Origin of the sequence: Streptomyces sp. NPDC097640 (assembly GCF_040302705.1) — a bacterium.
Lineage (GTDB): Bacteria > Actinomycetota > Actinomycetes > Streptomycetales > Streptomycetaceae > Streptomyces.
In genome coordinates this window covers 20,187-39,795 of the sequence record NZ_JBEOSB010000004.1, presented here as the reverse complement: position 1 = coordinate 39,795, position 19,609 = coordinate 20,187, and the positions used below count along the sequence as shown (strand labels likewise).

Sequence of the window (19,609 nt, the reverse complement as noted above, 5' to 3'; positions counted from 1 at the left end):
CGGGGGGGTCCAGGGGCGAAGCCCCTGGTTACGGGAAGGGGCGGGTAGGGGAAAAGATCCGCCGGACACCCCCTGGGCCGCCGGGAGGCCGCTACCCCGCCGACGTCACGCTCAACTCCGCGATCCCCGCCCGCCGCCCGTCGTCCGCCGACCGCACGGTCACCCGCACATAGCGTGCGAGCCCCGAGCCCCCGGCAGAGCCCCACGCGTGCCAGGCCCGCCCGTCCAGGGACGTCTCCACCTCGTACGAGGCCGGACGCGTCGCCGTCCACTCGGGCGTGATCTCCGCGATCCGTACGGCGCGTCCCAGGTCGGCGGTGAGCGAGCCCGACACGCCGTCGGGCACCCACGCCGTCGCCGGACTGCCGTCCAGCGCCGCTCCCGCGTACATCCCCGGCTCCTCGGAGGTCGCCGTCGCCGCGCGGCACCGGGCGAGGTTGTCGGTCGGCGCCAGGTCCGGACGGCGGGTCTTCAGGACGGCGGGGGCGCCGGCGCTCACCAGCCGCTCCCCCTCCGGGGTCTCGATCGTGAAGGGCGCGCCGTCCGTCAGCCGCACCTCGGTCTCGTGCGGGCCGAGCGCCACGTCGTAGGTGCGCCCCTGCCAGCGCAGCCCGCGCACCGTGACCCCGGCGGCGAGCTGGGGCGGCAGCATCGGGTCGAGCCGCACCCGGTCCTCGCGCAGCCGCAGGCCGGTCAGCCCGTGGGTGAAGACCTGGAGAAACCCGCCCTTGCCGGTGAGGAAGTCCTGGGCCGGGGAGCCGGACAGCGGGTCCGCGGCGCCCGCCTTCTGCCCGCGCGCCTCCGAGAACAGCTCGAACGGCCCGCGCGCGAACGGCCTGATGGCGCGGGTCAGATAGGTGTACGTCGAGCAGCCGGGCGCGCCGATGCCCGCCGCGTCGATGGCGTGCACCGAGTCGGTCATGGCCGGGCCGTCGGGGTCGGTGCGGGCGGCGTAGTAGTCGAGGGTGGCGGCGGCCGTCCGCGCGGACATCGGCCACTCCAGCGGATACATGAGCAGCACCGTGTCCGCCTGCTTGATCAGCGAGCCGTCGTAGCCCGCGTACTGGAGGAAGACGTCCTTCCGCGCGTCGTACGGGATGCGCAACCCGCCCGCGATCCGGTTCCACGCGGCGGGGGCCGACTCGCCGAGGACGCGCGCGGCGCGGGTCGCGGCGCGCAGGGCGGTGGCCGCGCCGGCGTTGGTGAAGACGCCGTCGTCGACGCCGTTGCTGTACTCGTCGGGGCCCGCGACGTCGTTGATGGAGTAGCTGCCGTCGGCGTTGCGCGTGACGCGGCCCGCCCAGAACTCGGCGATCCCCTTGAGCACCGGCCAGCCGCGCCCGCGCAGCCAGTCGGTGTCCCCCGTGGCCAGGTAGTACTGCCAGGCCGCGAGCGCGATATCGCTCTGGAGGTGGTTCTGGGTGCGGCAGTGCGGCGGGTCCCAGCTGTGGCACTCGGACCACAGATCGCCCCGGCTCGCGCTGGTCCAGCCGTAGAAGAGGCCGGGGTAGCCGAGCGCGCGCGCGTTGGCGCGGGCGGCGGCGCGGGTGCGGTAGCGGTACTCGACGACGGTCGCGGCGAGTTCGGGGTGGGCGGCGAGCAGTCCCGGATACATCCAGGTCTCGGCGTCCCAGAAGATCAGCCCGGCGTAGTTGTCGCTGGTCAGGCCGGTCGGGGAGATGCTGTCGCGGGCGCCGGGGCGGGTCGCGGACAGCAGTCCGTACTGCGCCGAGCGCAGCCACCGCCGCAGCTCCCCCGCCTCCTGCCCGCGCCCGGCCACCTCGATGTCCGCCCGCCACAGCCGGTCCCACGCGGCGGCGTGACCCGCGAACAGCGCGGCCCAGCCCCGCCCCGCCGCCCCCTCCGCCGCGGCGCGGGCGGCGCCGCGCGGGGTGCGGGAGGTGAGTGCGGTGTCCACGCCGACGTACTTGGCGAGTTCGTACGAGCGGCCGCGCTCGACGGGGAACGTGACGTACTGACGGGCCGACAGATCCTTGACGGGACCCGCCCGGTGCGGCCCCTCGTCGCGTACGCCCGCGCCGGGCCGCAGCGTGGAGGCGACCGCACCGTCGGTGTCCGTGCCGTCCGTACGGAACGCGACGTCCATCGTGCGGCCGCCGTAGCTGTAGCCGCTGCCGCCGGTCTGGCTGATCCGGCGGGCGCCGCGCCCGTCGATCCGGTCGGTGACGGTCGCCTCGCCGCTCCAGTGCGGGGTCATGCGCAGCCGCACGGCGCCCACATGGGCGTTGACGCGGTCGGCCAGCACGTCGTACACGAGGTCGGTGGCGCGGCCGTCGGACGCGGTCCAGGTGAGGGAGGTGCGGACGAGGCCGCAGCGGAGGTGGAGCGTCTGGCGGTAGTGGGATACCCGGCCGGTGGGGGTGTCGGAGGAGAAGGTCTCCGCGCCGGCGCCGCCGGTCGTCACGTCCAGGGACGTCCAGGTCGGGATGGCCGCGGCGACCTGCCGGTCCTCGGTCGTCGCGATGTTGTGCGCGTACAGGCCCGCGACGAAGGAGCCGTCGTAGCGCGGGGTGAACAGCGGCCAGCCGGTCTTGGCGCCCGTGGCGGCGTAACCGGTGCCGTGGGGGGCCACGCGCTGGCCGAGATAGCCGTTGCCGACGACGGCGTCGAAGCCGCTGTCCGGATCGATCCGGTCGGCCGACAGCGCCCAGCCGTCGCCGTCCTCGCCCTGCGGGCAGGCGGTGTCGCGCGGGGCGGGGGCGGCGGACGCGGGGGAATCCGGGGGGACCGCGGCGATCAGCGCGCCCGCGAGCAGCGGGGCGATCAGCCGGGCGGGGCGGGGCAGCCGGGGCGCGTGCGTCATGGTTCTCCGTCGTGGTTCGCCGGTGACGGTCGCAGCGACCATAGCGGCCACAAGGAGGCGAACGGGACGATACGACACATCACGTCAGCGTTTCGGCCGCCGAACACGAGTGTGGATGACACGCGTCGGCTTCCGGTTGAGCTTGCGCTGAAGGTAGTAGTGCCCCCAGGCCAGGAGCGCCGGGGCCTCCACGGCCGCCCACCGCGCCGAGAGCGCGGCCTCCTGCCCCTGCCCGAGCGCGTCGATGAGATCGTGCCAGGCCTCGGCCCGGCGCAGGTCGCGCTCACGCTCGCGCGGATCGTCCCGGGGGTCTGCGATCCGACCGACAAGCGCGCCGCCGCCCCTTGGCGGCCGGTCGTGCCACGCCCGGGGAGGCGGATAGGGCGGGGGCGGCACATCGGAGTCCGCCCGGGACAGGTCCGCCAGCACCCCCTCTTCGATCGCCTGGCGGTGCCCCACCTCCTCGTCCCGGCGCCAATGGCTGTACTCGAAACACGTCAGCTCCGGCACCAGCGCCTCGACCCGCCGCCACACCTCCTCGCTCCACGGCGGGCGCCCCACGGTCCCGTACAGAACGCACCGCATCCGCTGCCCGACCGCCGCGTTCACGGTGGCGACCAACTCCCCCCAGCGGCTGTCCTTCCGGCGGCCACGCCCGCGCAGCCCCAGGTAGACGCCGACGCGGATCGGCTTCCGCCCGCGCAGGGCCAGGCCGAAGCGGTGCCACTCGCCGTCCTGGCCGAGCCAGACGTAGTCCGCGGCCAGCACCTGGGCCAGCGGATACCGCCGGGTCCGCAGGCCGGGGACGGGGAGGAGCCGCCACGTGACGCTCACCGCCTTCCCGTCGAAAGCCACCCGGGCCCAGAGGGTGCCGGCGCGCAGCAGGGGAGGCGAGGTCTGCCGAGAGGTCCGTCCCATCGCCGGATTGTCACACCGGGCGCACGGACGGGACGAGGGCCGGTCGGCCCTGCCGGCTCGGCCCTGGCGGCTACATCGCCGGGTGGACACTCACCGGCTCGCCGTAACACCGCCGCGACACGCCAGGCGCCACATGCGTCCCAGCGCCCCCGCGCGAGCCGCCTCGCCGACGGCCCGCTGCTCATCCTCTGGTCGGCCATGATGGGGCTACCCCCACCCCCACCTGGTGGTCAGCCGGATGGGCCGTGACACCCGCGAACGGCGATGGTGTGTCGAACGTTCCGGAAGACCACATGAAGGATCGGGAAACGGTGAAAGAGCCCATGAAGCACGCCCTCACACGCCGCTCACTGCTCGCCGGCGCGACGGCCACCGCCGCGGGAATCGGCTGGGGAACCGCGGGGACGGCCGCCGCCGGCGGGCGGGGGCGGACGGTGGCGCAGGGGGCGGTGGACGCCCAAGTGGCGCGCCTGGAGCCCGGGCTGATCGAGCTGCGGCGCGACATCCACCAACACCCCGAGGCGCCGGGGCAGGAGCAGCGGACCGCGGGCGTGGTGGCCCGGGAGCTGCGGGCCGCCGGGCTGGCCGTCACCACCGGGGTGGGCGGCCACGGCGTCGTCGGCGTCCTGCACGGCTCACTGCCGGGCCGCACCGTCGCGTACCGGGCGGACATGGACGCGGTGCCGCCCGGGGACATCGTCGGGGGCGGCCCGGCGGCGGCCCACCTCTGCGGCCACGACATTCACACCACGGTGGCCCTCGGCGTGGCGAAGGTCCTGGCCCGGCTGCGGCGACAGCTCAGCGGAACAGTGGTGTTCCTCTTCCAGCCCGCCGAGGAGGCCCTGGCCGGGGCCCGCGCGATGATCGACGCGGGTGTGCTCGAGCACACCCGCGTCGAGGAGATCCACGCACTGCACTGCGGGCCGTTCCCGGTCGGGCGGTTCGCCGTGACCCCGGGCTACGGGCTGCCGGGCCAGGACCGCGCGGAGGTGACCCTCCCGGGGCCGGACGCGCCCGACGCCGCGCGGCGCCTGGCCGCCGAGATCGGCGCGCTCGCCACGGTGGCGCCGCCGCAGACCCCCGCGGACCTGGAGCGGATGGTCGCCGACGTCCAGACGCCCGACGGGCCGCTGGCCCGGTTCGTGGCCGTCCGGGCCAGGGCGCAGGAGGCCAAGGTGAGCGTGTCCTACCGCTGCTGGCCCCAGGAGCGTTACGCGGAGGTCCGCGCGGACATCCGGCGGCTGGCCATGTCGTACGCGGGGGCCGGGGTGAGCTTCCCCGGCGAGCCGTTCCCCGCCATGGTCTGCCCCGAACCGGACGCCCGCGCCCTCGCCCGCCACCTCCGCCGCGAACTCGGCGGGGACCCGGTCACCGAGCTCCACGCCGCCTTCCCGTTCAACGGCGAGGACTTCGCCCTCTACCTGGACCGCGTCCCGGGCACGTACACCTTCCTCGGCGTCCGCGCCCCCGGCGCGCCCATCACCGCCTGCTACCCGCACTACCCCGACTTCCTCCCGGACGAGCGCGCGATCGGCGTCGGCGTACGAGCGATGGCGGGCTGGGTCGCGCAGCGGACCCGCGGGGCGTGAGGCCGCCCCGGCGGGCCCGGTGGCAGAGCCGCGAGCGGGCCGCTCAGTCCTGGTAGACCTTGTTGGTGCCCGGGCCGCCCGAGAGCGTGTCCGTGCCCGGGCCGCCGTACAGCGTGTCGTTTCCGCTGTTGCCGTAGATCGTGTCGTTGCCCTCCTCGCCGTAGAGGATGTCGTTGCCCCGGCCGCCGTAGATGTGGTCGGCGTCGGACAGACCGTGGATCACATCGTTCCCGTCCTCGCCGTACATGTTGTTCTCGGTGTCGTTGGTGCCTCCGGACATGGAGTCGTTGCCGGGACCGCCGTAGCAGTCCATCGCGCAGTTGGTGATGGTGTCGTCGCCGGCATCGCCGTAGGGGCCGACGCTCCAGACACCGCCGCCGCCGTCGAGGCGGTCGTCGCCGTCGCCGCCGTGGAGCACATCCCGCGCGGAGCCCTTGATGACGTCGTCGCCGGCACCGCCGTAGATCGAGGAGTAGGCGGGGCTGTCGGCGTCGACGGTCGCGGTGTCGTTGCCGTCACCGAGGTTGACGTCGAAGTTGTCCGAGTCGTCGGAGCCCAGCGGGACCATGGTCGCGCACCGGACGACGGTGTGGTCGGCCGCCGAGGGGTACGTGCACTCGTCGGCGGTCGCCGCGCTCGGGTCGATGGTGATGGCACCCCGGTCGCGGAAGGTGATGATGTAGTACGACTCCCACTCGCCCCGCTCTGCCACCTTCACGGAAACCTTGAGCTTGTTCGTCTGTCCGGGGGCGCCCTTGTACCAGAGCTCGCCGTCCTCGTGGACGACGGAGGCCACCGGTGTGGCTGCCTGGGCGGCGGGTGCCGCGAATAAGGCTCCGCCCAGGGCGAGGGCGAGCGTGGAGGTGGCGGCGATGATTCCGTGCTTGCTACGCATGGAGAAGTGATCCTTCGCGGAACGGGGGTGAATCGGCCGGTGTCTTCGGCCGGTGTCTTTCGAACACCCGCGTAGACACGGCGCCGGGGGCGGGGGTTGCGCCGGAAAAAGCACTTCGGTTGCCCGGGGCGAACATGTCATTCCGGGGCTTCCTGGTGTTCTTTCTCAGGGCACCGGACGGCAACCCCTACGGGCGGGGCCCCTTTGGCCGAGGGGGCTTTCCGGGGTGATCCCCGATGGCTCCTGAGTTCGGGCCGGGCAGAGTTGCCCGCGGTTCACCATTACCCCGCTCTGTGGCAACACCCTTGGGAGCAGCCCGATGCACCACCGCCCGTCCGCCCTCCGCCGCCTGGCCGTGACCGGCGTCGCCCTCGCCGCGATCACCGCGGGTACGTGCGTTCCCGCCGCCATGGCGACTGCCGCGGTGCCGCAACGCGCGGCGGTCGCCGCCTCGTTCGACCCCGCGCCGATGCGGGATCTGCTCGCTCGCCTCCCCGATCCGGTTGTCGCCGGTGCGCTGGTCATGGTGGCGGGGGACGGCCCGGCGATGCCGTGGGCCGGAACCGCGGGGGACGTGTCCCGGGACGCTCACTTCCGCATCGGGAGCGTGACGAAGATCTTCACCAGCACGGTCGTGCTCCAGCTGGCCGCCGAGCACCGGATCGCCGTCGACGCGCCCGTCCGGCGCTATCTGCCCGACCTCATCCCGGCCGCGTACGGCGCGGTCACCGTACGCGAACTCCTGGACCACACCAGCGGTCTGCCGGCCCCGGCCGGGATACCCGGGCCTGCCGACGGCCCCGGTTGGTGGCGGAAGAGCGTGTCGCCGCGGGACGTGGTGCGCAATGCGTTCGCGGCCGCCGCGAGCCAGAGAACTCAGCCGACCGAGCCCGACAGTGTCCAGCAGTACAACGGCGTCAACACATTCGTCCTCGGCCTGCTGGTCGAAAAGGTGACCGGCCGCAGCTTCGGCGACGAACTCACCCGCCGCATCATCCTGCCGCTGAGGCTGGGCGACACCAGCCTCCCCGCATCGGACGACCTGTCGATCGCCACACCGCACGCTCGCGTCCACGTCGGTGCCGACGAGGTGACCGAGCAGAGCCCCTGGGCCTGGGCCGAGGGCGGAATGATCTCCACCGCCGCCGATCTGGACCGGTTCATGACCGCCCTGTTCCGAGGCCGGCTCCTCCCGCCCGCCCAGCAGAAGCTGGCATTCACCGTGCCCGACGTAGCCAGCGCGCCGACCAACACGAACTGCATCAACGGAACGAGCTGCTTCAGCGCCGGCGGCCTGATGCGGGTCACACTCGACAACGGCGTCACCGTGTGGGGCAAGACCGGCTCCCTCCCGGGGTGGACCAACGGCGTGTTCGCCACCCGCGACCTGACACGCCGTGTGGTCTACTCCCTCAACCCCACGGGCACCGCCTCCGAACGGCCTTACGTCATGGCCGTCATCAACGCCGCCTTCGAGAAGGCCGGTTGAATTCAGGCCTTACGCAGTGGTCGGCGCCCGCTCGTCGAGCAGCCCCTCGCCCCGCAGATCGGCCCACACCCCGTCCGGGATCCCGGCCCCGAACGACTCGACGTTGCTCCGCGCCTCCTCGGCGGTGCGCATGCCGACGACGATGCCCGCGACGACCGGATGCCGCAGCGGAAACGCCATCGCCACCTGCGGAAGCGTCACGCCGTGCGCCTCGCAGACATCGGCGATGCGATGCGTCCGGCCGACCAGCTCCTGCGAGGCGGGCGCGTACTCGAAGTGCGCACCTTCGGCCGGGCGCGGGGTGGCGAGCAGACCCGAGTTGAAGATCGACGCCGCGAGTACGGAGACGCCGCGCTCGGTACATGCGGGCAGCAGGTCGTCGAGGGCGTTGTGCTGGAGGAGCGTGTAGTAGCCGGACAGCATCACCGCGTCCACGTCCGCCTCTTGGACCAGCTTGGTGAGCATGCCGGTGTGGTACATCCCGGCGCCGATGGCGCCCACGACGCCCTCGGCGCGCAGCTCGGCGAGCGCGGGGTAGCCGGTGCGCAGGGCGTCCTCGAAGTGCTTCTCGGCGTCGTGGAGGAAGAGCATGTCGATGCGGTCGACGCCCATGCGGGTGAGGGAGTCCTCGACGCTGCGGCGGATGCCGTCGCGGGAGAAGTCCCACACGCGGCGGTGTGTGGCGGGCACCTGGAACGCCTCATCCATGCGGCCCGCCGGGTCCTGCGGGACGAGCAGCCTGCCGACCTTCGTCGACAGCGTGTACTCGTCGCGCGGCTTGTCGCGGAGGAGCTCGCCCATCCGGCGCTCGGAGTGGCCGATGCCGTAGTGGGGCGAGGTGTCGAAGTACCGGATGCCGAGGTCCCACCCCTCGGCCAGCGCGCCGGCCGCGGTCTCGTCGTCCAGCGCCTCGAACAGCCCACCCAGCGGCCCGCCCCCGAACCCCAGCTCCGTAACCTCGACCGCGCTGCGCCCGAGCCGGTTCGTCCTCATCCCGCGGATCCTCCTCGTACGGCCAGGTCGTCGAAGTCCCCTGCCTTCACGGCGGCTATGAACGCGGCGAGGCCGGGGCGGGTGGCGGCGAGGACGACGTGGGGGTCGTCGCTCTCGCGTATGAGGGTGGTGTCGGCGCGCCGGGCGAGCTCGACGCACTCCGGCCCGTCACCGCCCGAAAATGATGACTTCCGCCACTGGATCGATGCACTCATGACCACGCCTCTCACAGTTCTCGCGCGATGTGATGGATGAGCTGCCGCGATTCTTCCGCATCGAGCGCCAGGCGTTCAGCCCTGTCGAGCAGCTTTTGATACCTGTGAAGCTCGGCCTCGGCGTCCAGGAAGCGTCCCCCGACGACGTTGTCCACCTGAACCGTGTCCAGTTGGGCAATCGGCGCCCCGGCATACAGGATCGGGTTGGTGGTCTCGACGAAGTGTTCGTTGGTGAAGGGGACGAGGCGCACGGTGACCGCTTCCTGGTCGGACGCTGTCATCAGGTGCTCAAGCTGCGCGCGAGCCACTTTGCGACCGCCGAACCGCATGCGCAACGCCGCCTCGTGGATCGTCGCCGTCAGCCGTACGGGCTCGTCGCGCTCCAGGATCGTCTGCCGCCGCATTCGGTGCTCAACCCTTGCGTCGATCTCCTCGGTTGGCAGCGAATGAACAACGCCCTGGAAGAGAACACGCGCGTAGTCCTCGGTCTGCAACAGACCCGGGATCACCATCGCCTGCATGGACCGGACGTACACGGCATGGTGTTCCATCTCGGCGACATCCAGAAAGCCCGGTGCAAGGATTCCGCGATACTCGTCCCACCAGAACTGCCCCCGCCGCTCCTCCGCGATGGCGCACAGCGCGTCGACCAACGCGGCGTCAGCGCACGCGTAGAAGGTGGCGAGCCGGCGGATGCGCTCGCCGCTGATCCCGATCCGGCCCGCTTCGATGTTGCTCACCCTGGCCTGGTCGACGCCGAGCAGCGCCGCGGTCTCCCGGGCGGTCCTGCCCGCTCGCTCCCGCATTCTCCGCAGCTCGGACCCGAGGCGCATCTGTCGAACCGTCGGAGTGTCCCTTGGCGGCATGGCCGTCACAGTCCTTCCTTCTCCGCCACCCACACGAGTGAGACACGGAGAAAAACCTTGTACCGGCACAGAGTTTATCCATACCGTCTGTGATCGTACCGCTACTGATGTGACACGCGCGCGGCGCCGGAAAGTACCACCATGGCCGACCTGCCAGCCCAACTCCTCATCGAGGCAACCGAACCGGCCCACCGCTACCGACTCCGCGCCCCCAACATCCCCGAAACCGCCAAAGTGGCGCGCGACATGGTCGCGGGCCTCCTGGCGGCCACCGGCCACCCCGCCCTCGTCGAGACCGCGCGCCTCCTGGTCAGCGAGGTCGTCGCAAACGTCCACCTGCACACCAAGGTGCCGCTGCTCTCACTCGAAGCGACGGTCCGGGGCCACCAACTTCACGTATCCGTACGGGACGACGACCCCCATGGCACCCCCTGGCCGCCTGCACCCCGCACCCCCGAGGCGGAGGCCGACGCGGAACACGGGCGTGGCCTCCTGCTGGTCCAGGCGTGTGCCGACGCCTGGGGGACGGTGTGGCACGGCGGGCTACACCCCACCAGCAAAAGCGTGTGGTTCTCGCTGTCCGATGCTCCGGTACTCAAAGCTCTGTAGGGGAGCTCCGCCATCCCGAGCCCGCGCACACCCGACGCGACAGGGTTCGACCCGGCGGGACCTGCGCCCACCGCACGGCTGTTGATCGACCCCGCCAGTTCGGATGCCGGGGTCGATCAATTCCGCGCGGGCCCTCACGCGCCGCTGGTCGCCTTCACCGCTCCCCGGGCCCTGCCGCACCCGGATGGGTGGCCGGACCGGCGTTCGGGGAGGAGGGCCCTGCCGGGCGGGGCCGCGCTCAAGGTGACGGTCTCGGTGGCGGTGAGGTCTTCGATGCGGTCGGCGAACTCCGGTTCGGGCAGGGGCAGGTCCAGGTCGTCGATGAAGTCCACGGCCTGGGCGACGTACTCGATGACCGCGGTGGTGGCCGCGGGGGCGACGGTGCCCTTCTTGAGACCGCGCAGGATGCGCAGGGCGATGGCCATCTCGTGGTCGGTGGTGGCCGACTCCTTCTCCGGGTCGGTCACGGGTGGAATGCCTCTGCCCGCCTGTTCGTGCCACCAGGCCAGCCACCAGTGGGCCTGGGCCTCCTCCCCGAGGGCCATGTGGTGGAGGTAGAGACAGTAGGCGGCGGCGGGGTCACCGGCGCCGCCGGCGAACTGCCACCAGAACTGCGCGCTGTCTTCGTGGCCGGCGAGTTGCAGGACGCAGCCCAGAACTCGCGCGCCGGGCGGCTCGAGGATGCGGTGGGTGATGACCTCCTGCAACTGCGCCAGAGCGCCGTCTCGCCCGATGATCGCCTCGCACAGGGTTCGCAGGTCCCGCGCCATCCGCTCGTCCGTATCCGGCACATGGCCGGCGACGGGGTCCCGGCCGTCGGCCGTCGCCGCGCAGTCCGGGGAACCGTCGGCGAGGCGGGCGGCGAGGCGGGCCTCGGCGGCGGCGAGGTCGGGGGCAGGGGTGGGGTTGAGCAGAGCCCGCGCCAGGACGTGGTCAATGAGCGAGGTCATCGGCATTGTTTCCTTCGCTGGTCTCGAGGAGTTGCTGAAGGCGGCGACGGGCGTAGCGCGCGGTGGAACGTACGCCGGCCTCGGTGATGCCGAGGTGGGTGGCGGTCTGGGCGACGGTGTAGCCACGGCAGTGGAGCAGGATGACCACGTCCTGCTGGCGTTCCGGGAGCTTCTTGATCGCCTGATAGAGGTTCAGGCTCTCCTCGAGCATCGCGATGGGGTCGATCGCGTCGCGCAGGGCGGCGGTTTCGAAGGTCGCGTTGTCCACGAGGCAGGGGCCGCGCTTTCGCGCACGCGCCACGTCGATGGCGCGGTGCTTCATCACCTTCCAGGCATAGGCGGCAGGGTTCTCCATGGCCAGGACACGGGTCCAGGAACGGGCGAGCTGTTCGAACGCCTCGTCGACGGCTTCCTCAGCGTCGGCGCGGTTGCCGAGGTAGACCTCGGCCCGGTGGACATAGGCGCCGCGGTGAAGCTGGTGGAAGGCGCGGAAGTCCGGTGGGAGTTCGTCGGGCAGTCCGGTCATCGAGGTCACACCCCGCGGGTGGAGGTGGTCCCGCGTCACCGCTTCCCCTCCTCGTGTCCCTGGTGCAGTTCCGAGATGCCCACGCGGACCCCGGCCGCGGCGGCGCGGCGCAGCAGGGCCATGACGTCGCCGCCGAAAACGCGCATGACGAGCGCGGCGGTGGCGAGATCCCCTATGAGTTGAAGATTCACGGACTTTCGCTGTCCTTCTATCGGTCGTACGAGGCGGCCCCGTCCCCGCCCCGCGAGTGCGCCAACTTGCGCCCTCTGTTACCTCTAGCGTTCGCGAGAGTCCGAATGTGCATCAGACAATACGAAATTCTTACGGACTGCACCGGTCCGGTTACAGACGGCCCTGCCGACACCGGCGGCGACGGCCGTCACACAGGCGGCTGAGGGGGCTGGGGCGGCGCAGGCGGCTGGGCCGGGCTCGACGGGACGCGGGGCAACGTGGTCTGGAGCCAGTGGCGCGCGTGCTGGTCGAGCATCAGATGCCACTGGACAAAGCCGCACCAGGCACAGACGAAGGCCGAAAACTCAGCCCGCCTCACCTTGAAGCGACCGGGCTTGCGGATGCTGAACCGCCCGGCTGAGACGTAGATCTCCGCCTGGTAGATCTCTTGGCTTCCGCAAGAAGCACACCGGCCGTGTTTGAGGTCTTCGATCATCACACGGCCGACGCTATGCCGTGCCACCGCCCAAGCACACCCTGCCCGTTGAGGCCCCCTCAGGCGCCGCCGGAAGCGCGCCCCGCCGCGATCTGGCGGGCCATGATCGTGGTGAGCTCGTACGCCGTGTGGGAGGCGGCGACGGAGGTGATCTCGGCGTGGTCGTAGGCCGGGGCGACCTCGACGACGTCGGCGGAGACCAGGTGGCAGGAGGCCAGGCCGCGCAGGATCTCCAGGAGCTCGCGGGAGGTGAGGCCGCCCGCCTCGGGGGTGCCGGTGCCGGGGGCGTGGGCGGGGTCGAGGACGTCGATGTCGATGGAGATGTAGAGGGGGCGGTCGCCGATGCGCTCACGCAGCTGCTGGGCGACCTCGTCCACGCCGCGCCGCATGACGTCGGCGGAGGTGACGATCCCGAAGCCCATCTTGGCGTCGTCGTCCAGGTCCCGCTTTCCGTAGAGGGGGCCGCGCGTGCCGACGTGCGAGAGGGCGGAGGTGTCGAGGATGCCCTCCTCGACGGCTCGGCGGAAGGGCGTGCCGTGGGTGTACTCGGCGCCGAAGTAGGTGTCCCAGGTGTCCAGGTGGGCGTCGAAGTGGAGGAGGGCGACCGGGCCGTGCTTGCGGGCGACGGCGCGCAGCAGGGGCAGGGCGATGGTGTGGTCGCCGCCGAGGGTCATCAGGCGGGCGCCGGTGGCGAGCAGGTCGTCGGCGGCGGCCTGGACGGTCTCGACGGCCTCGTTGATGTTGAAGGGGTTCGCGGCGATGTCACCGGCGTCCGCGACCTGGGCGAGGGCGAAGGGGGACGCGTCCTGGGCCGGGTTGTAGGGGCGCAGCAGCCGGGACGCCTCGCGGATGGCGTTGCCGCCGAAGCGGGCGCCGGGGCGGTACGAGACGCCGCTGTCGAAGGGCACGCCGACCACGGCGACGTCCGCCGCGCCGCCGACCTCGTCGACGCGCGGGAGCCGGGCGAAGGTGGCGGGGCCCGCGTAGCGGGGGACGCGGGAGGAGTCGACGGGGCCGAGGGGGCGGCGGTCTGCTGTGGTCATGGCTCAGAGGGTAGGCAGGCCGGGCATCCCGGCACATGTACGTTCCCGATGATCACGGCGGCCGTTTTGGACGCCACGTCCATGTCCCGCCCGTTTTGGCATCGGGCCGCCGGCCCGCGGCCCGATGCGGACGCGCAGAATCACACGGCGTGGCTCCCCCGCCCGGGTACCACACGTGCTAGCGTGTTAGTAGTTGCAGTTTTGGTACCCATGAACGTTATGTGCGCCTGACGAGTATGTAGCGATCAGGCGCATTTCTGTTTTTCCGGTCATTTCCGGATGGGGTCATTGCGGCGACGCGGAATCCGTAAGGTTCGGATTTCGGTTCTGCACCTGTCAAAGGAGAATGACATGGCGACTGGCACCGTGAAGTGGTTCAACGCGGAAAAGGGCTTCGGCTTCATCGAGCAGGACGGCGGCGGCGCCGACGTCTTCGCCCACTACTCGAACATCGCCACCCAGGGCTTCCGCGAGCTCCACGAGGGCCAGAAGGTCTCGTTCGACGTCACGCAGGGCCAGAAGGGCCCGCAGGCCGAGAACATCGTGCCCGCCTGACGTAGTACACAGTGAGTGAGCCGGGGCCCGCGCCCGAAAGGGTGCGGGCCCCGGCTCGCGCCTGCCCGTCACCCATTCCGCTCTCCGGCACGTTCTGCAATCTCTCGTTCCCGGGATCATCCCCGCTGAGGAGTCCCCCTCGAAACGCGCCGTACGAGGAAGGCTCCGCATGAACCGCCCCGCCCGCTCGTCCCGCAGTGCCTCGCCCCGCAGCGCCTCCGCGCGCAGCGCGTCGTCCCGCAGCGCCTCGTCCCGCAACGGCTCCGCGCGCCCCCGCAACCGTCGCCCTGCCGCCGCGCCCGCCCCCATACCGGCCGACGGGAACGAGTTCGCCCTGCCGCCGAGCACCACCCCGCTGCTGCCCGCCGTCGACTCCTTCACCGAGCTGGACCTGCCGGACGGGATCGCCGCCGAGCTGGCGCGCCAGGGCGTGACCGTGCCCTTCCCGATCCAGGCGGCCGCGCTCCCCAACGCGCTCGCCGGGCGCGATGTCCTGGGCCGTGGACGGACCGGCTCCGGCAAGACCCTGGCCTTCGGCCTGGCCCTGCTGGCCCGTACCGCCGGGCAGCGCGCCGAACCCCGCCACCCGCTCGCCCTGATCCTGGTGCCCACCCGGGAGCTGGCCCAGCAGGTCACCGACGCGCTCACCCCGTACGCCAGGCCGCTGCGGCTGCGCGCGGCCACCGTGGTCGGCGGGATGTCGATCGGCCGCCAGGCGGGCGCGCTGCGCGACGGCGCCGAGGTGGTCATAGCCACCCCGGGACGGCTTCACGATCTGATCGAACGCGGCGACTGCCACCTGGACCAGGTGCGCATCACGGTTCTCGACGAGGCCGACCAGATGGCCGACATGGGCTTCCTCCCCCAGGTGACCCGGCTGTTGCGGCAGGTCCCGGCCGACGGTCAGCGCATGCTGTTCTCGGCGACCCTCGACCACAACGTCGGCCAGCTGGTGCGCCGCTTCCTCAACGATCCGGCCGTGCACTCGGTCGACGCCTCCGCGGGCGCCGTCACCACGATGGAGCACCATGTGCTGCACATCGCGGACACCGACAAGCGCACCGTCGTCACCCGGGTGGCCGCCCGCGACGGCCGCGTCATCATGTTCCTGGACACCAAGCGCGCGGTCGACCGGCTGACCAAGCACCTGCTGGCCAGCGGGGTGCGGGCGGCGGCGCTGCACGGCGGCAAATCCCAGCCGCAGCGCACCCGGACGCTGGACTACTTCAAGACCGGCCACGTCAGCGTGCTGGTGGCCACGAATGTCGCCGCCCGGGGCATCCACGTCGACGACCTCGATCTCGTCGTCAACGTCGACCCGCCGGCCGACCACAAGGACTATCTGCACCGCGGCGGCCGCACCGCCCGCGCGGGCGGCTCCGGCACCGTCGTCACCCTCGTCCTGCCCGACCAGCGCCGTGCGATGACCGGCCTGATGACGGACGCGGGCATCTCCCCGCACATCGCCCGGGTCCACTCCGAGGACGCCGAGCTGGCCCGGATCACCGGCGCGCAGGCCCCCTCCGGTGTCCCCGTCACCATCAGCGCACCGGCCCCGGATCAGGCGGCGCCGGGCGCCGGCGGGCAGCGCCGGGGCCGTGGCCGGCGGCGCGGCCGCCGGGCGGGGGCGTCCCGGCCGAGGTCGGCATCATGATCCTGTCAGGGCCCGCACCTCGGTAGTCGCCCCCATTTCCTCGTGAGAGGGGCGACAATAGGCCCCATGCCGATACCCAGCTCCGTGCCCGGCCGGGCCGAACTGATCGACCACCTGGTCCGTACTCGCATCGCCGGCGACGTCGCCACGCCCAGAGACAACAACCTCTCCCACTACCGCAAGCTCGCGAACGGCGACCGCCACTACTGGCTGGGTCTGGAGCTGGGCGACCGCTGGGCCGATGAACAGGACGTGCTGGCGGTCATGGCGGAGCGCTGCGGCGTGGTCGACGACCCGCAGCACCGGATGGGGCAGGACACCATCGACCCCGAGCTCACGGTCGGGGCGCTGGACCGGATGGCCTCGGTGCTGCGCAAGGCGGCCGAGGCGAAGGAGCGGGTGCTGTTCGCCACCGGGCACCCGGGCGGGCTGCTGGAGGTGCACCGCTCCACGGCGGCGGCGCTGCGGGCCGCGGGGTGCGAGATCGTGGAGATCCCGGGCGGCCTGGAGGCGGACGAGGGGTACGTCTTCCAGTTCTGCGACGTGGCGATGCTGGAGCGCGGCGCCACGCTGTGGCACACCCACTCCCCCGCCCCGATGGCCGCGATCCTGGACGGGCTGGAGCGGGAGGGGCGGCCGCTGCCCGATCTGGTGGTCGCCGACCACGGCTGGGCGGGGTGCGCGGGGCAGCGGGGCATCGACGCGGTGGGGTACGCGGACTGCAACGACCCGGCACTGTTCCTCGGCGAGGCGGAGGGCACGCTCCAGGTGGTGGTGCCGCTGGACGACCATGTCACCAGCCCGCGGTTCTACGACCCGATGGTCGCCTATCTGCTGGACGCGGCGGGGCTCACGGCCCGGTTCTGACCCGAGCGGGCCCGAACCAGACCCCCAGGGCCTGTCGTTAACGGGGGCGCGGGACGCGCATGACGCCTTCCTGGATCACCGAGACCGCCAGCTGACCGTCGGCGGTGAAGATACGACCCTTGGCCAGGCCCCTCCCGCCGGACGCGGAGGGGCTCTCCTGGTCGTACAGCAGCCACTCGTCCGCGCGGAACGGGCGGTGGAACCACATGGCGTGGTCCAGGCTGGCGCCGACGATGTCGCCGACCACCCAGCCGCCGCGGCCGTGGGCGAGCAGCACCGAGTCCAGCAGCGTCATGTCGGAGACGTAGGTGACCAGGCAGATGTGCATCAGGGGGTCGTCGGCGGCGCCGTCCAGTTTGCCGTTCGTCCGGAACCAAACCTGCGACTTCGGCTCGCGCGGCTGCCCCACGCTCGCGTACGGCGGCGCGTCCACGTACCGCAGGTCGATCGCGCCCCGCGCCTCCAGCATCCGCTCGATCACGCTCGGGCCGCTGAAGAGGTGCGCGTACCGGGGCAGCAGTTCCTCGCCCGCCGGGAGGGTGAGCGGGTCGGGCACGTCGGGCATCGGCTCCTGGTGCTCGAGGCCCTCCTCGTGGCGCTGGAAGGACGCCGAGAGGTGGAAGATCGGCCGGCCGTGCTGGACCGCGACCACCCGGCGGGTGGTGAAGGAGAAGCCGTCGCGGATGCGGTCGACGGTGTAGACGATGGGCACGTTCGGGTCGCCGGGGCGCAGGAAGTAGGAGTGCAGCGAGTGCGCCGGGCGGTCGGCCGGGACGGTACGGCCGGCCGCGATCAGGGCCTGGGCGGCGACCTGTCCGCCGAAGACGCGCGGCACCAGGGGTGCCGCGCCGCTGGTGCCGCGGAAGATGTCCTCGTCGATCCGCTCGAGGTCGAGCAGATCCAGCAGGTTCTGGAGCGCGCTTTGTGGTGCTTCGTTCATGGTTTAAGGAGTTTTGCAGACCAAGATTGCACGGGTCTTACGGGCGGGTCTCACAGGCCCATGGACTTCGCGACGATGGACCGCATGACCTCGCTGGTGCCGCCGTAGATGCGGGTGACGCGGGTGTCCGCGTACAGCCGGGCGATGGGGTACTCCATCATGTAGCCGTAACCGCCGTGCAGCTGGAGGCACTTGTCGATCACGACGGCCGCGCGCTCGGTGGTGAAGAGCTTCGCGGAGGCGGCGTCGGCGGCGGTGAGCTCGCCGGCGTCGTGCGCCTCCAGGGCCCGGTCGACGACCGCCTGCATCGCGTCCACCTCGGACTTGCAGTCGGCGAGCACGAACTTGGTGTTCTGGAAGGACGCCACCGTCTTGCCGAAGATCGTACGGTCCGCCACATACGCCTTGGCGAACTCGACGGCCGCGGCGGCCTGCGCGTACGCGCTGACGGCGATGCCCAGGCGCTCCTGCGGGAGGTTGTGGGTGAGGTACGCGAACGCCCGGCCCTCCTCGCCCAGCAGGTCCTCGACCGGCACCTTGACGTCGGTAAAGGACAGCTCGGCGGTGTCGGAGGTCTTCAGGCCCAGCTTCTCCAGCTTGCGGCCGACCGCGTAGCCCTCGCTCCTGGTGTCGACGACGAGGATGGATATGCCGCCGCGGCGGTCCTCGGGGGTGGCGGGGGCGGTGCGGGCGCAGACCAGGACGCGGTCGGCGAGCACGCCGCCGGTGATGAAGGTCTTGGCGCCGTTGAGGACGTAGTGCGTGCCGTCCTCGGACAGCTTGGCGGTGGTCTTCATACCGGCCAGGTCGGAGCCGGTGCCCGGCTCGGTCATGGCGATGGCGGTCATCAGGTCGCCGGAGACGAACGGGGGCAGCCAGCGCCGCTTCTGCTCCTCGGTGGCGTACTTGAGGAGGTACGGCAGGCACAGCGCGGTGTGCACGCTGCTGCCGCCGAAGCTGACCCCGGCCCGGGCGGCCTCCTCGGTGATGATCGCGTTGAACTTGAAGCTGGTCTCGCCCGCGCCGCCGTACTCCTCGGGCACCTCGATGCCGAAGATGCCCAGCTCGCCGAGTTTCTTGTAGAACTCGCGCGGGGCCTGGCCCGCCTCCCGCCACTCCTCGTAGTACGGCACGACCTCGGCGGCGATGAAGTCGCGGATGGTCTCCCGGAACGCCTCGTGGTCCTCGTTGAACACCGTGCGACGCATCTGCGGCGGCCTCCTCGGTCAGCTGGCTAAGCGCTTGCTCAGCGAAAGCTACCGGCCGGTCGGCCGCCTGTCCAGGCCCGTCCGCCCCCGCCCGGAGGGCCCGCGGCTCAGCTCTCGGACCCGGCCCCGGACCCGGCTTCGGGCCGGGCTTCGGATCCGGCTTCGTCCCCGGCGTCCGGAGCGCCCCCGTCCGCCGCGGCGTTGAAGGCGCCGAGCGCCAGGCGGTGCAGCAGCCCGGCGGCGGCGGCGCGGCCCGGGAGGGTGCCGGGGCGGCTGAGGTGCGGGGTGGAGTTGAGCAGGCCGAACACGGCGTGGACGCACACCCGGGCCTCGGGCTCGGCGAGCCGCGGATGGACCTCGCGCACCACCTGGACCCACAGCTCGACGTACTGCCGCTGGAGCGAGCGCACCAGCTTGCGGTCGGTGTCCCGGAGCCGGTCCAGCTCGCGGTCGTGGAGGATGATCAGCGGGCGGTCGTCGAGGGCGAAGTCGATATGGCTCCGGACCAGCGAGTCCAGCACCGCGGCCGGGTCCCGCTCCCGCTCCGAGGCCTCGGCGGCGCGCTGCTTGCCGCCGGCCAGGAGCCGGCCGCTGATGCCGACCAGCAGCTCCGCCAGCATGGCCTCCTTGCCCGCGAAGTGGCGGTAGAGGCCCGGTCCGCTGATGCCGACCGCCGCGCCTATCTCGTCGACGCCGACGCCGTGGAAGCCGCGCTCGGCGAACAGCCGCGCCGCCTCCTTCAGGATCTGCTCGCGGCGGGTGGGGGCAGGGGCTTGCGTGCTCATGGAAGAGATTCTAGAC

20 protein-coding genes are annotated in these 19,609 nt (G+C 72.0%); 6 read left to right on the top strand and 14 right to left on the bottom strand.

Annotation, left to right across the window (positions count from 1 at the left end):
* Positions 1 to 91: 91 nt before the first annotated feature.
* On the bottom strand, positions 92 to 2,824 hold the full coding sequence (locus ABTY62_RS06735; RefSeq protein WP_352128321.1) for a discoidin domain-containing protein: 2,733 nt from the start codon (positions 2,822 to 2,824) through the stop codon (positions 92 to 94).
* Between the two features lie 84 nt (positions 2,825 to 2,908).
* Positions 2,909 to 3,742: a hypothetical protein gene (locus ABTY62_RS06730; protein ID WP_352128320.1), complete on the bottom strand. Its 834-nt coding sequence runs from the start codon at positions 3,740 to 3,742 to the stop codon at positions 2,909 to 2,911.
* 323 nt (positions 3,743 to 4,065) lie between these two features.
* On the opposite strand from ABTY62_RS06730, the gene ABTY62_RS06725 reads away from it, so the two are divergent.
* Positions 4,066 to 5,331 (top strand): M20 metallopeptidase family protein, encoded by a 1,266-nt coding sequence (locus ABTY62_RS06725; RefSeq protein ID WP_352128642.1) that lies wholly within the window; start codon positions 4,066 to 4,068, stop codon positions 5,329 to 5,331.
* A 43-nt stretch (positions 5,332 to 5,374) separates the two neighbouring features.
* Here ABTY62_RS06725 and ABTY62_RS06720 read toward each other — a convergent pair whose 3' ends face one another.
* Entirely contained in the window at positions 5,375 to 6,226 is an 852-nt protein-coding gene (locus ABTY62_RS06720) for a calcium-binding protein (protein ID WP_352128319.1), read from the bottom strand.
* Between the two features lie 319 nt (positions 6,227 to 6,545).
* Here ABTY62_RS06720 and ABTY62_RS06715 point away from each other — a divergent pair, with 319 nt between their 5' ends.
* On the top strand, positions 6,546 to 7,715 hold the full coding sequence (locus ABTY62_RS06715) for a serine hydrolase domain-containing protein (RefSeq protein WP_352128318.1): 1,170 nt from the start codon (positions 6,546 to 6,548) through the stop codon (positions 7,713 to 7,715).
* Positions 7,716 to 7,724: 9 nt separating this feature from the next.
* Here ABTY62_RS06715 and ABTY62_RS06710 read toward each other — a convergent pair whose 3' ends face one another.
* Genes ABTY62_RS06710 through ABTY62_RS06700 form a run of 3 tightly spaced genes read right to left on the bottom strand, consistent with a single transcriptional unit; the run spans position 7,725 to position 9,789 of the window.
* Complete coding sequence (locus ABTY62_RS06710) at positions 7,725 to 8,708, bottom strand: aldo/keto reductase (RefSeq protein WP_352128317.1); 984 nt, start codon at positions 8,706 to 8,708, stop codon at positions 7,725 to 7,727.
* Entirely contained in the window at positions 8,705 to 8,923 is a 219-nt protein-coding gene (locus ABTY62_RS06705) for a DUF397 domain-containing protein (RefSeq protein ID WP_352128316.1), read from the bottom strand. Before ABTY62_RS06705 ends, ABTY62_RS06710 begins: the two co-directional genes overlap by 4 nt.
* A gap of 11 nt (positions 8,924 to 8,934) precedes the next feature.
* Entirely contained in the window at positions 8,935 to 9,789 is an 855-nt protein-coding gene (locus tag ABTY62_RS06700; protein ID WP_352128641.1) for a helix-turn-helix domain-containing protein, read from the bottom strand.
* Positions 9,790 to 9,930: 141 nt separating this feature from the next.
* Here ABTY62_RS06700 and ABTY62_RS06695 point away from each other — a divergent pair, with 141 nt between their 5' ends.
* On the top strand, positions 9,931 to 10,398 hold the full coding sequence (locus ABTY62_RS06695) for an ATP-binding protein (RefSeq protein WP_352128315.1): 468 nt from the start codon (positions 9,931 to 9,933) through the stop codon (positions 10,396 to 10,398).
* 134 nt (positions 10,399 to 10,532) lie between these two features.
* Here the strand turns inward: ABTY62_RS06695 and ABTY62_RS06690 are convergent, their stop codons facing one another.
* From ABTY62_RS06690 to speB, 5 genes are all read right to left on the bottom strand, one after another.
* Positions 10,533 to 11,348 (bottom strand): hypothetical protein, encoded by an 816-nt coding sequence (locus ABTY62_RS06690; RefSeq protein WP_352128314.1) that lies wholly within the window; start codon positions 11,346 to 11,348, stop codon positions 10,533 to 10,535.
* Positions 11,332 to 11,874: a sigma-70 family RNA polymerase sigma factor gene (locus ABTY62_RS06685; protein WP_352128640.1), complete on the bottom strand. Its 543-nt coding sequence runs from the start codon at positions 11,872 to 11,874 to the stop codon at positions 11,332 to 11,334. Before ABTY62_RS06685 ends, ABTY62_RS06690 begins: the two co-directional genes overlap by 17 nt.
* A gap of 35 nt (positions 11,875 to 11,909) precedes the next feature.
* Positions 11,910 to 12,065 (bottom strand): hypothetical protein, encoded by a 156-nt coding sequence (locus tag ABTY62_RS06680; protein ID WP_352128313.1) that lies wholly within the window; start codon positions 12,063 to 12,065, stop codon positions 11,910 to 11,912.
* A 188-nt stretch (positions 12,066 to 12,253) separates the two neighbouring features.
* Positions 12,254 to 12,544 (bottom strand): hypothetical protein, encoded by a 291-nt coding sequence (locus ABTY62_RS06675; protein WP_352128312.1) that lies wholly within the window; start codon positions 12,542 to 12,544, stop codon positions 12,254 to 12,256.
* A 56-nt stretch (positions 12,545 to 12,600) separates the two neighbouring features.
* Positions 12,601 to 13,584, bottom strand: coding sequence for an agmatinase (gene speB / locus ABTY62_RS06670; RefSeq protein ID WP_311729689.1), 984 nt, complete (start codon positions 13,582 to 13,584; stop codon positions 12,601 to 12,603).
* A 351-nt stretch (positions 13,585 to 13,935) separates the two neighbouring features.
* Between speB and ABTY62_RS06665 the strand changes: the two genes are divergently transcribed.
* The 3 genes from ABTY62_RS06665 (at position 13,936) to ABTY62_RS06655 (ending at position 16,660) form a co-directional block, all read left to right on the top strand.
* A complete protein-coding gene (locus ABTY62_RS06665) occupies positions 13,936 to 14,139 on the top strand; it encodes a cold-shock protein (protein ID WP_311729690.1) in 204 nt (67 codons plus the stop codon).
* 169 nt (positions 14,140 to 14,308) lie between these two features.
* Positions 14,309 to 15,793, top strand: a complete 1,485-nt coding sequence (locus ABTY62_RS06660) for a DEAD/DEAH box helicase (protein WP_352128311.1) — start codon at positions 14,309 to 14,311, stop codon at positions 15,791 to 15,793.
* A 66-nt stretch (positions 15,794 to 15,859) separates the two neighbouring features.
* On the top strand, positions 15,860 to 16,660 hold the full coding sequence (locus tag ABTY62_RS06655) for a phosphatase (RefSeq protein ID WP_352128310.1): 801 nt from the start codon (positions 15,860 to 15,862) through the stop codon (positions 16,658 to 16,660).
* A 37-nt stretch (positions 16,661 to 16,697) separates the two neighbouring features.
* On the opposite strand, the gene ABTY62_RS06650 is transcribed toward ABTY62_RS06655, so the two are convergent.
* The 3 genes from ABTY62_RS06650 to ABTY62_RS06640 form a co-directional block, all read right to left on the bottom strand.
* Positions 16,698 to 17,600 (bottom strand): acyl-CoA thioesterase, encoded by a 903-nt coding sequence (locus ABTY62_RS06650; RefSeq protein ID WP_352128309.1) that lies wholly within the window; start codon positions 17,598 to 17,600, stop codon positions 16,698 to 16,700.
* A 50-nt stretch (positions 17,601 to 17,650) separates the two neighbouring features.
* On the bottom strand, positions 17,651 to 18,808 hold the full coding sequence (locus tag ABTY62_RS06645; RefSeq protein ID WP_352128308.1) for an acyl-CoA dehydrogenase family protein: 1,158 nt from the start codon (positions 18,806 to 18,808) through the stop codon (positions 17,651 to 17,653).
* 107 nt (positions 18,809 to 18,915) lie between these two features.
* Positions 18,916 to 19,593: an SACE_7040 family transcriptional regulator gene (locus tag ABTY62_RS06640; RefSeq protein ID WP_352128307.1), complete on the bottom strand. Its 678-nt coding sequence runs from the start codon at positions 19,591 to 19,593 to the stop codon at positions 18,916 to 18,918.
* Positions 19,594 to 19,609: the final 16 nt, after the last annotated feature.

Excerpts from the sequence above, each read along its gene's own strand:
- ABTY62_RS06650 (WP_352128309.1), bottom strand. The coding sequence starts at position 17,600 with ATGAACGAAGCACCACAAAGCGCGCTCCAGAACCTGCTGGATCTGCTC.
- ABTY62_RS06645 (WP_352128308.1), bottom strand. The coding sequence starts at position 18,808 with ATGCGTCGCACGGTGTTCAACGAGGACCACGAGGCGTTCCGGGAGACC.
- ABTY62_RS06735 (WP_352128321.1), bottom strand. The coding sequence starts at position 2,824 with ATGACGCACGCGCCCCGGCTGCCCCGCCCCGCCCGGCTGATCGCCCCG.
- ABTY62_RS06655 (WP_352128310.1), top strand. The coding sequence starts at position 15,860 with ATGCCGATACCCAGCTCCGTGCCCGGCCGGGCCGAACTGATCGACCAC.
- ABTY62_RS06685 (WP_352128640.1), bottom strand. The coding sequence starts at position 11,874 with ATGACCGGACTGCCCGACGAACTCCCACCGGACTTCCGCGCCTTCCAC.
- ABTY62_RS06665 (WP_311729690.1), top strand. The coding sequence starts at position 13,936 with ATGGCGACTGGCACCGTGAAGTGGTTCAACGCGGAAAAGGGCTTCGGC.
- ABTY62_RS06660 (WP_352128311.1), top strand. The coding sequence starts at position 14,309 with ATGAACCGCCCCGCCCGCTCGTCCCGCAGTGCCTCGCCCCGCAGCGCC.
- ABTY62_RS06720 (WP_352128319.1), bottom strand. The coding sequence starts at position 6,226 with ATGCGTAGCAAGCACGGAATCATCGCCGCCACCTCCACGCTCGCCCTC.
- speB (WP_311729689.1), bottom strand. The coding sequence starts at position 13,584 with ATGACCACAGCAGACCGCCGCCCCCTCGGCCCCGTCGACTCCTCCCGC.
- ABTY62_RS06705 (WP_352128316.1), bottom strand. The coding sequence starts at position 8,923 with ATGAGTGCATCGATCCAGTGGCGGAAGTCATCATTTTCGGGCGGTGAC.
- ABTY62_RS06690 (WP_352128314.1), bottom strand. The coding sequence starts at position 11,348 with ATGACCTCGCTCATTGACCACGTCCTGGCGCGGGCTCTGCTCAACCCC.
- ABTY62_RS06715 (WP_352128318.1), top strand. The coding sequence starts at position 6,546 with ATGCACCACCGCCCGTCCGCCCTCCGCCGCCTGGCCGTGACCGGCGTC.
- ABTY62_RS06725 (WP_352128642.1), top strand. The coding sequence starts at position 4,066 with ATGAAGCACGCCCTCACACGCCGCTCACTGCTCGCCGGCGCGACGGCC.
- ABTY62_RS06640 (WP_352128307.1), bottom strand. The coding sequence starts at position 19,593 with ATGAGCACGCAAGCCCCTGCCCCCACCCGCCGCGAGCAGATCCTGAAG.
- ABTY62_RS06710 (WP_352128317.1), bottom strand. The coding sequence starts at position 8,708 with ATGAGGACGAACCGGCTCGGGCGCAGCGCGGTCGAGGTTACGGAGCTG.
- ABTY62_RS06695 (WP_352128315.1), top strand. The coding sequence starts at position 9,931 with ATGGCCGACCTGCCAGCCCAACTCCTCATCGAGGCAACCGAACCGGCC.
- ABTY62_RS06700 (WP_352128641.1), bottom strand. The coding sequence starts at position 9,789 with ATGCCGCCAAGGGACACTCCGACGGTTCGACAGATGCGCCTCGGGTCC.
- ABTY62_RS06730 (WP_352128320.1), bottom strand. The coding sequence starts at position 3,742 with ATGGGACGGACCTCTCGGCAGACCTCGCCTCCCCTGCTGCGCGCCGGC.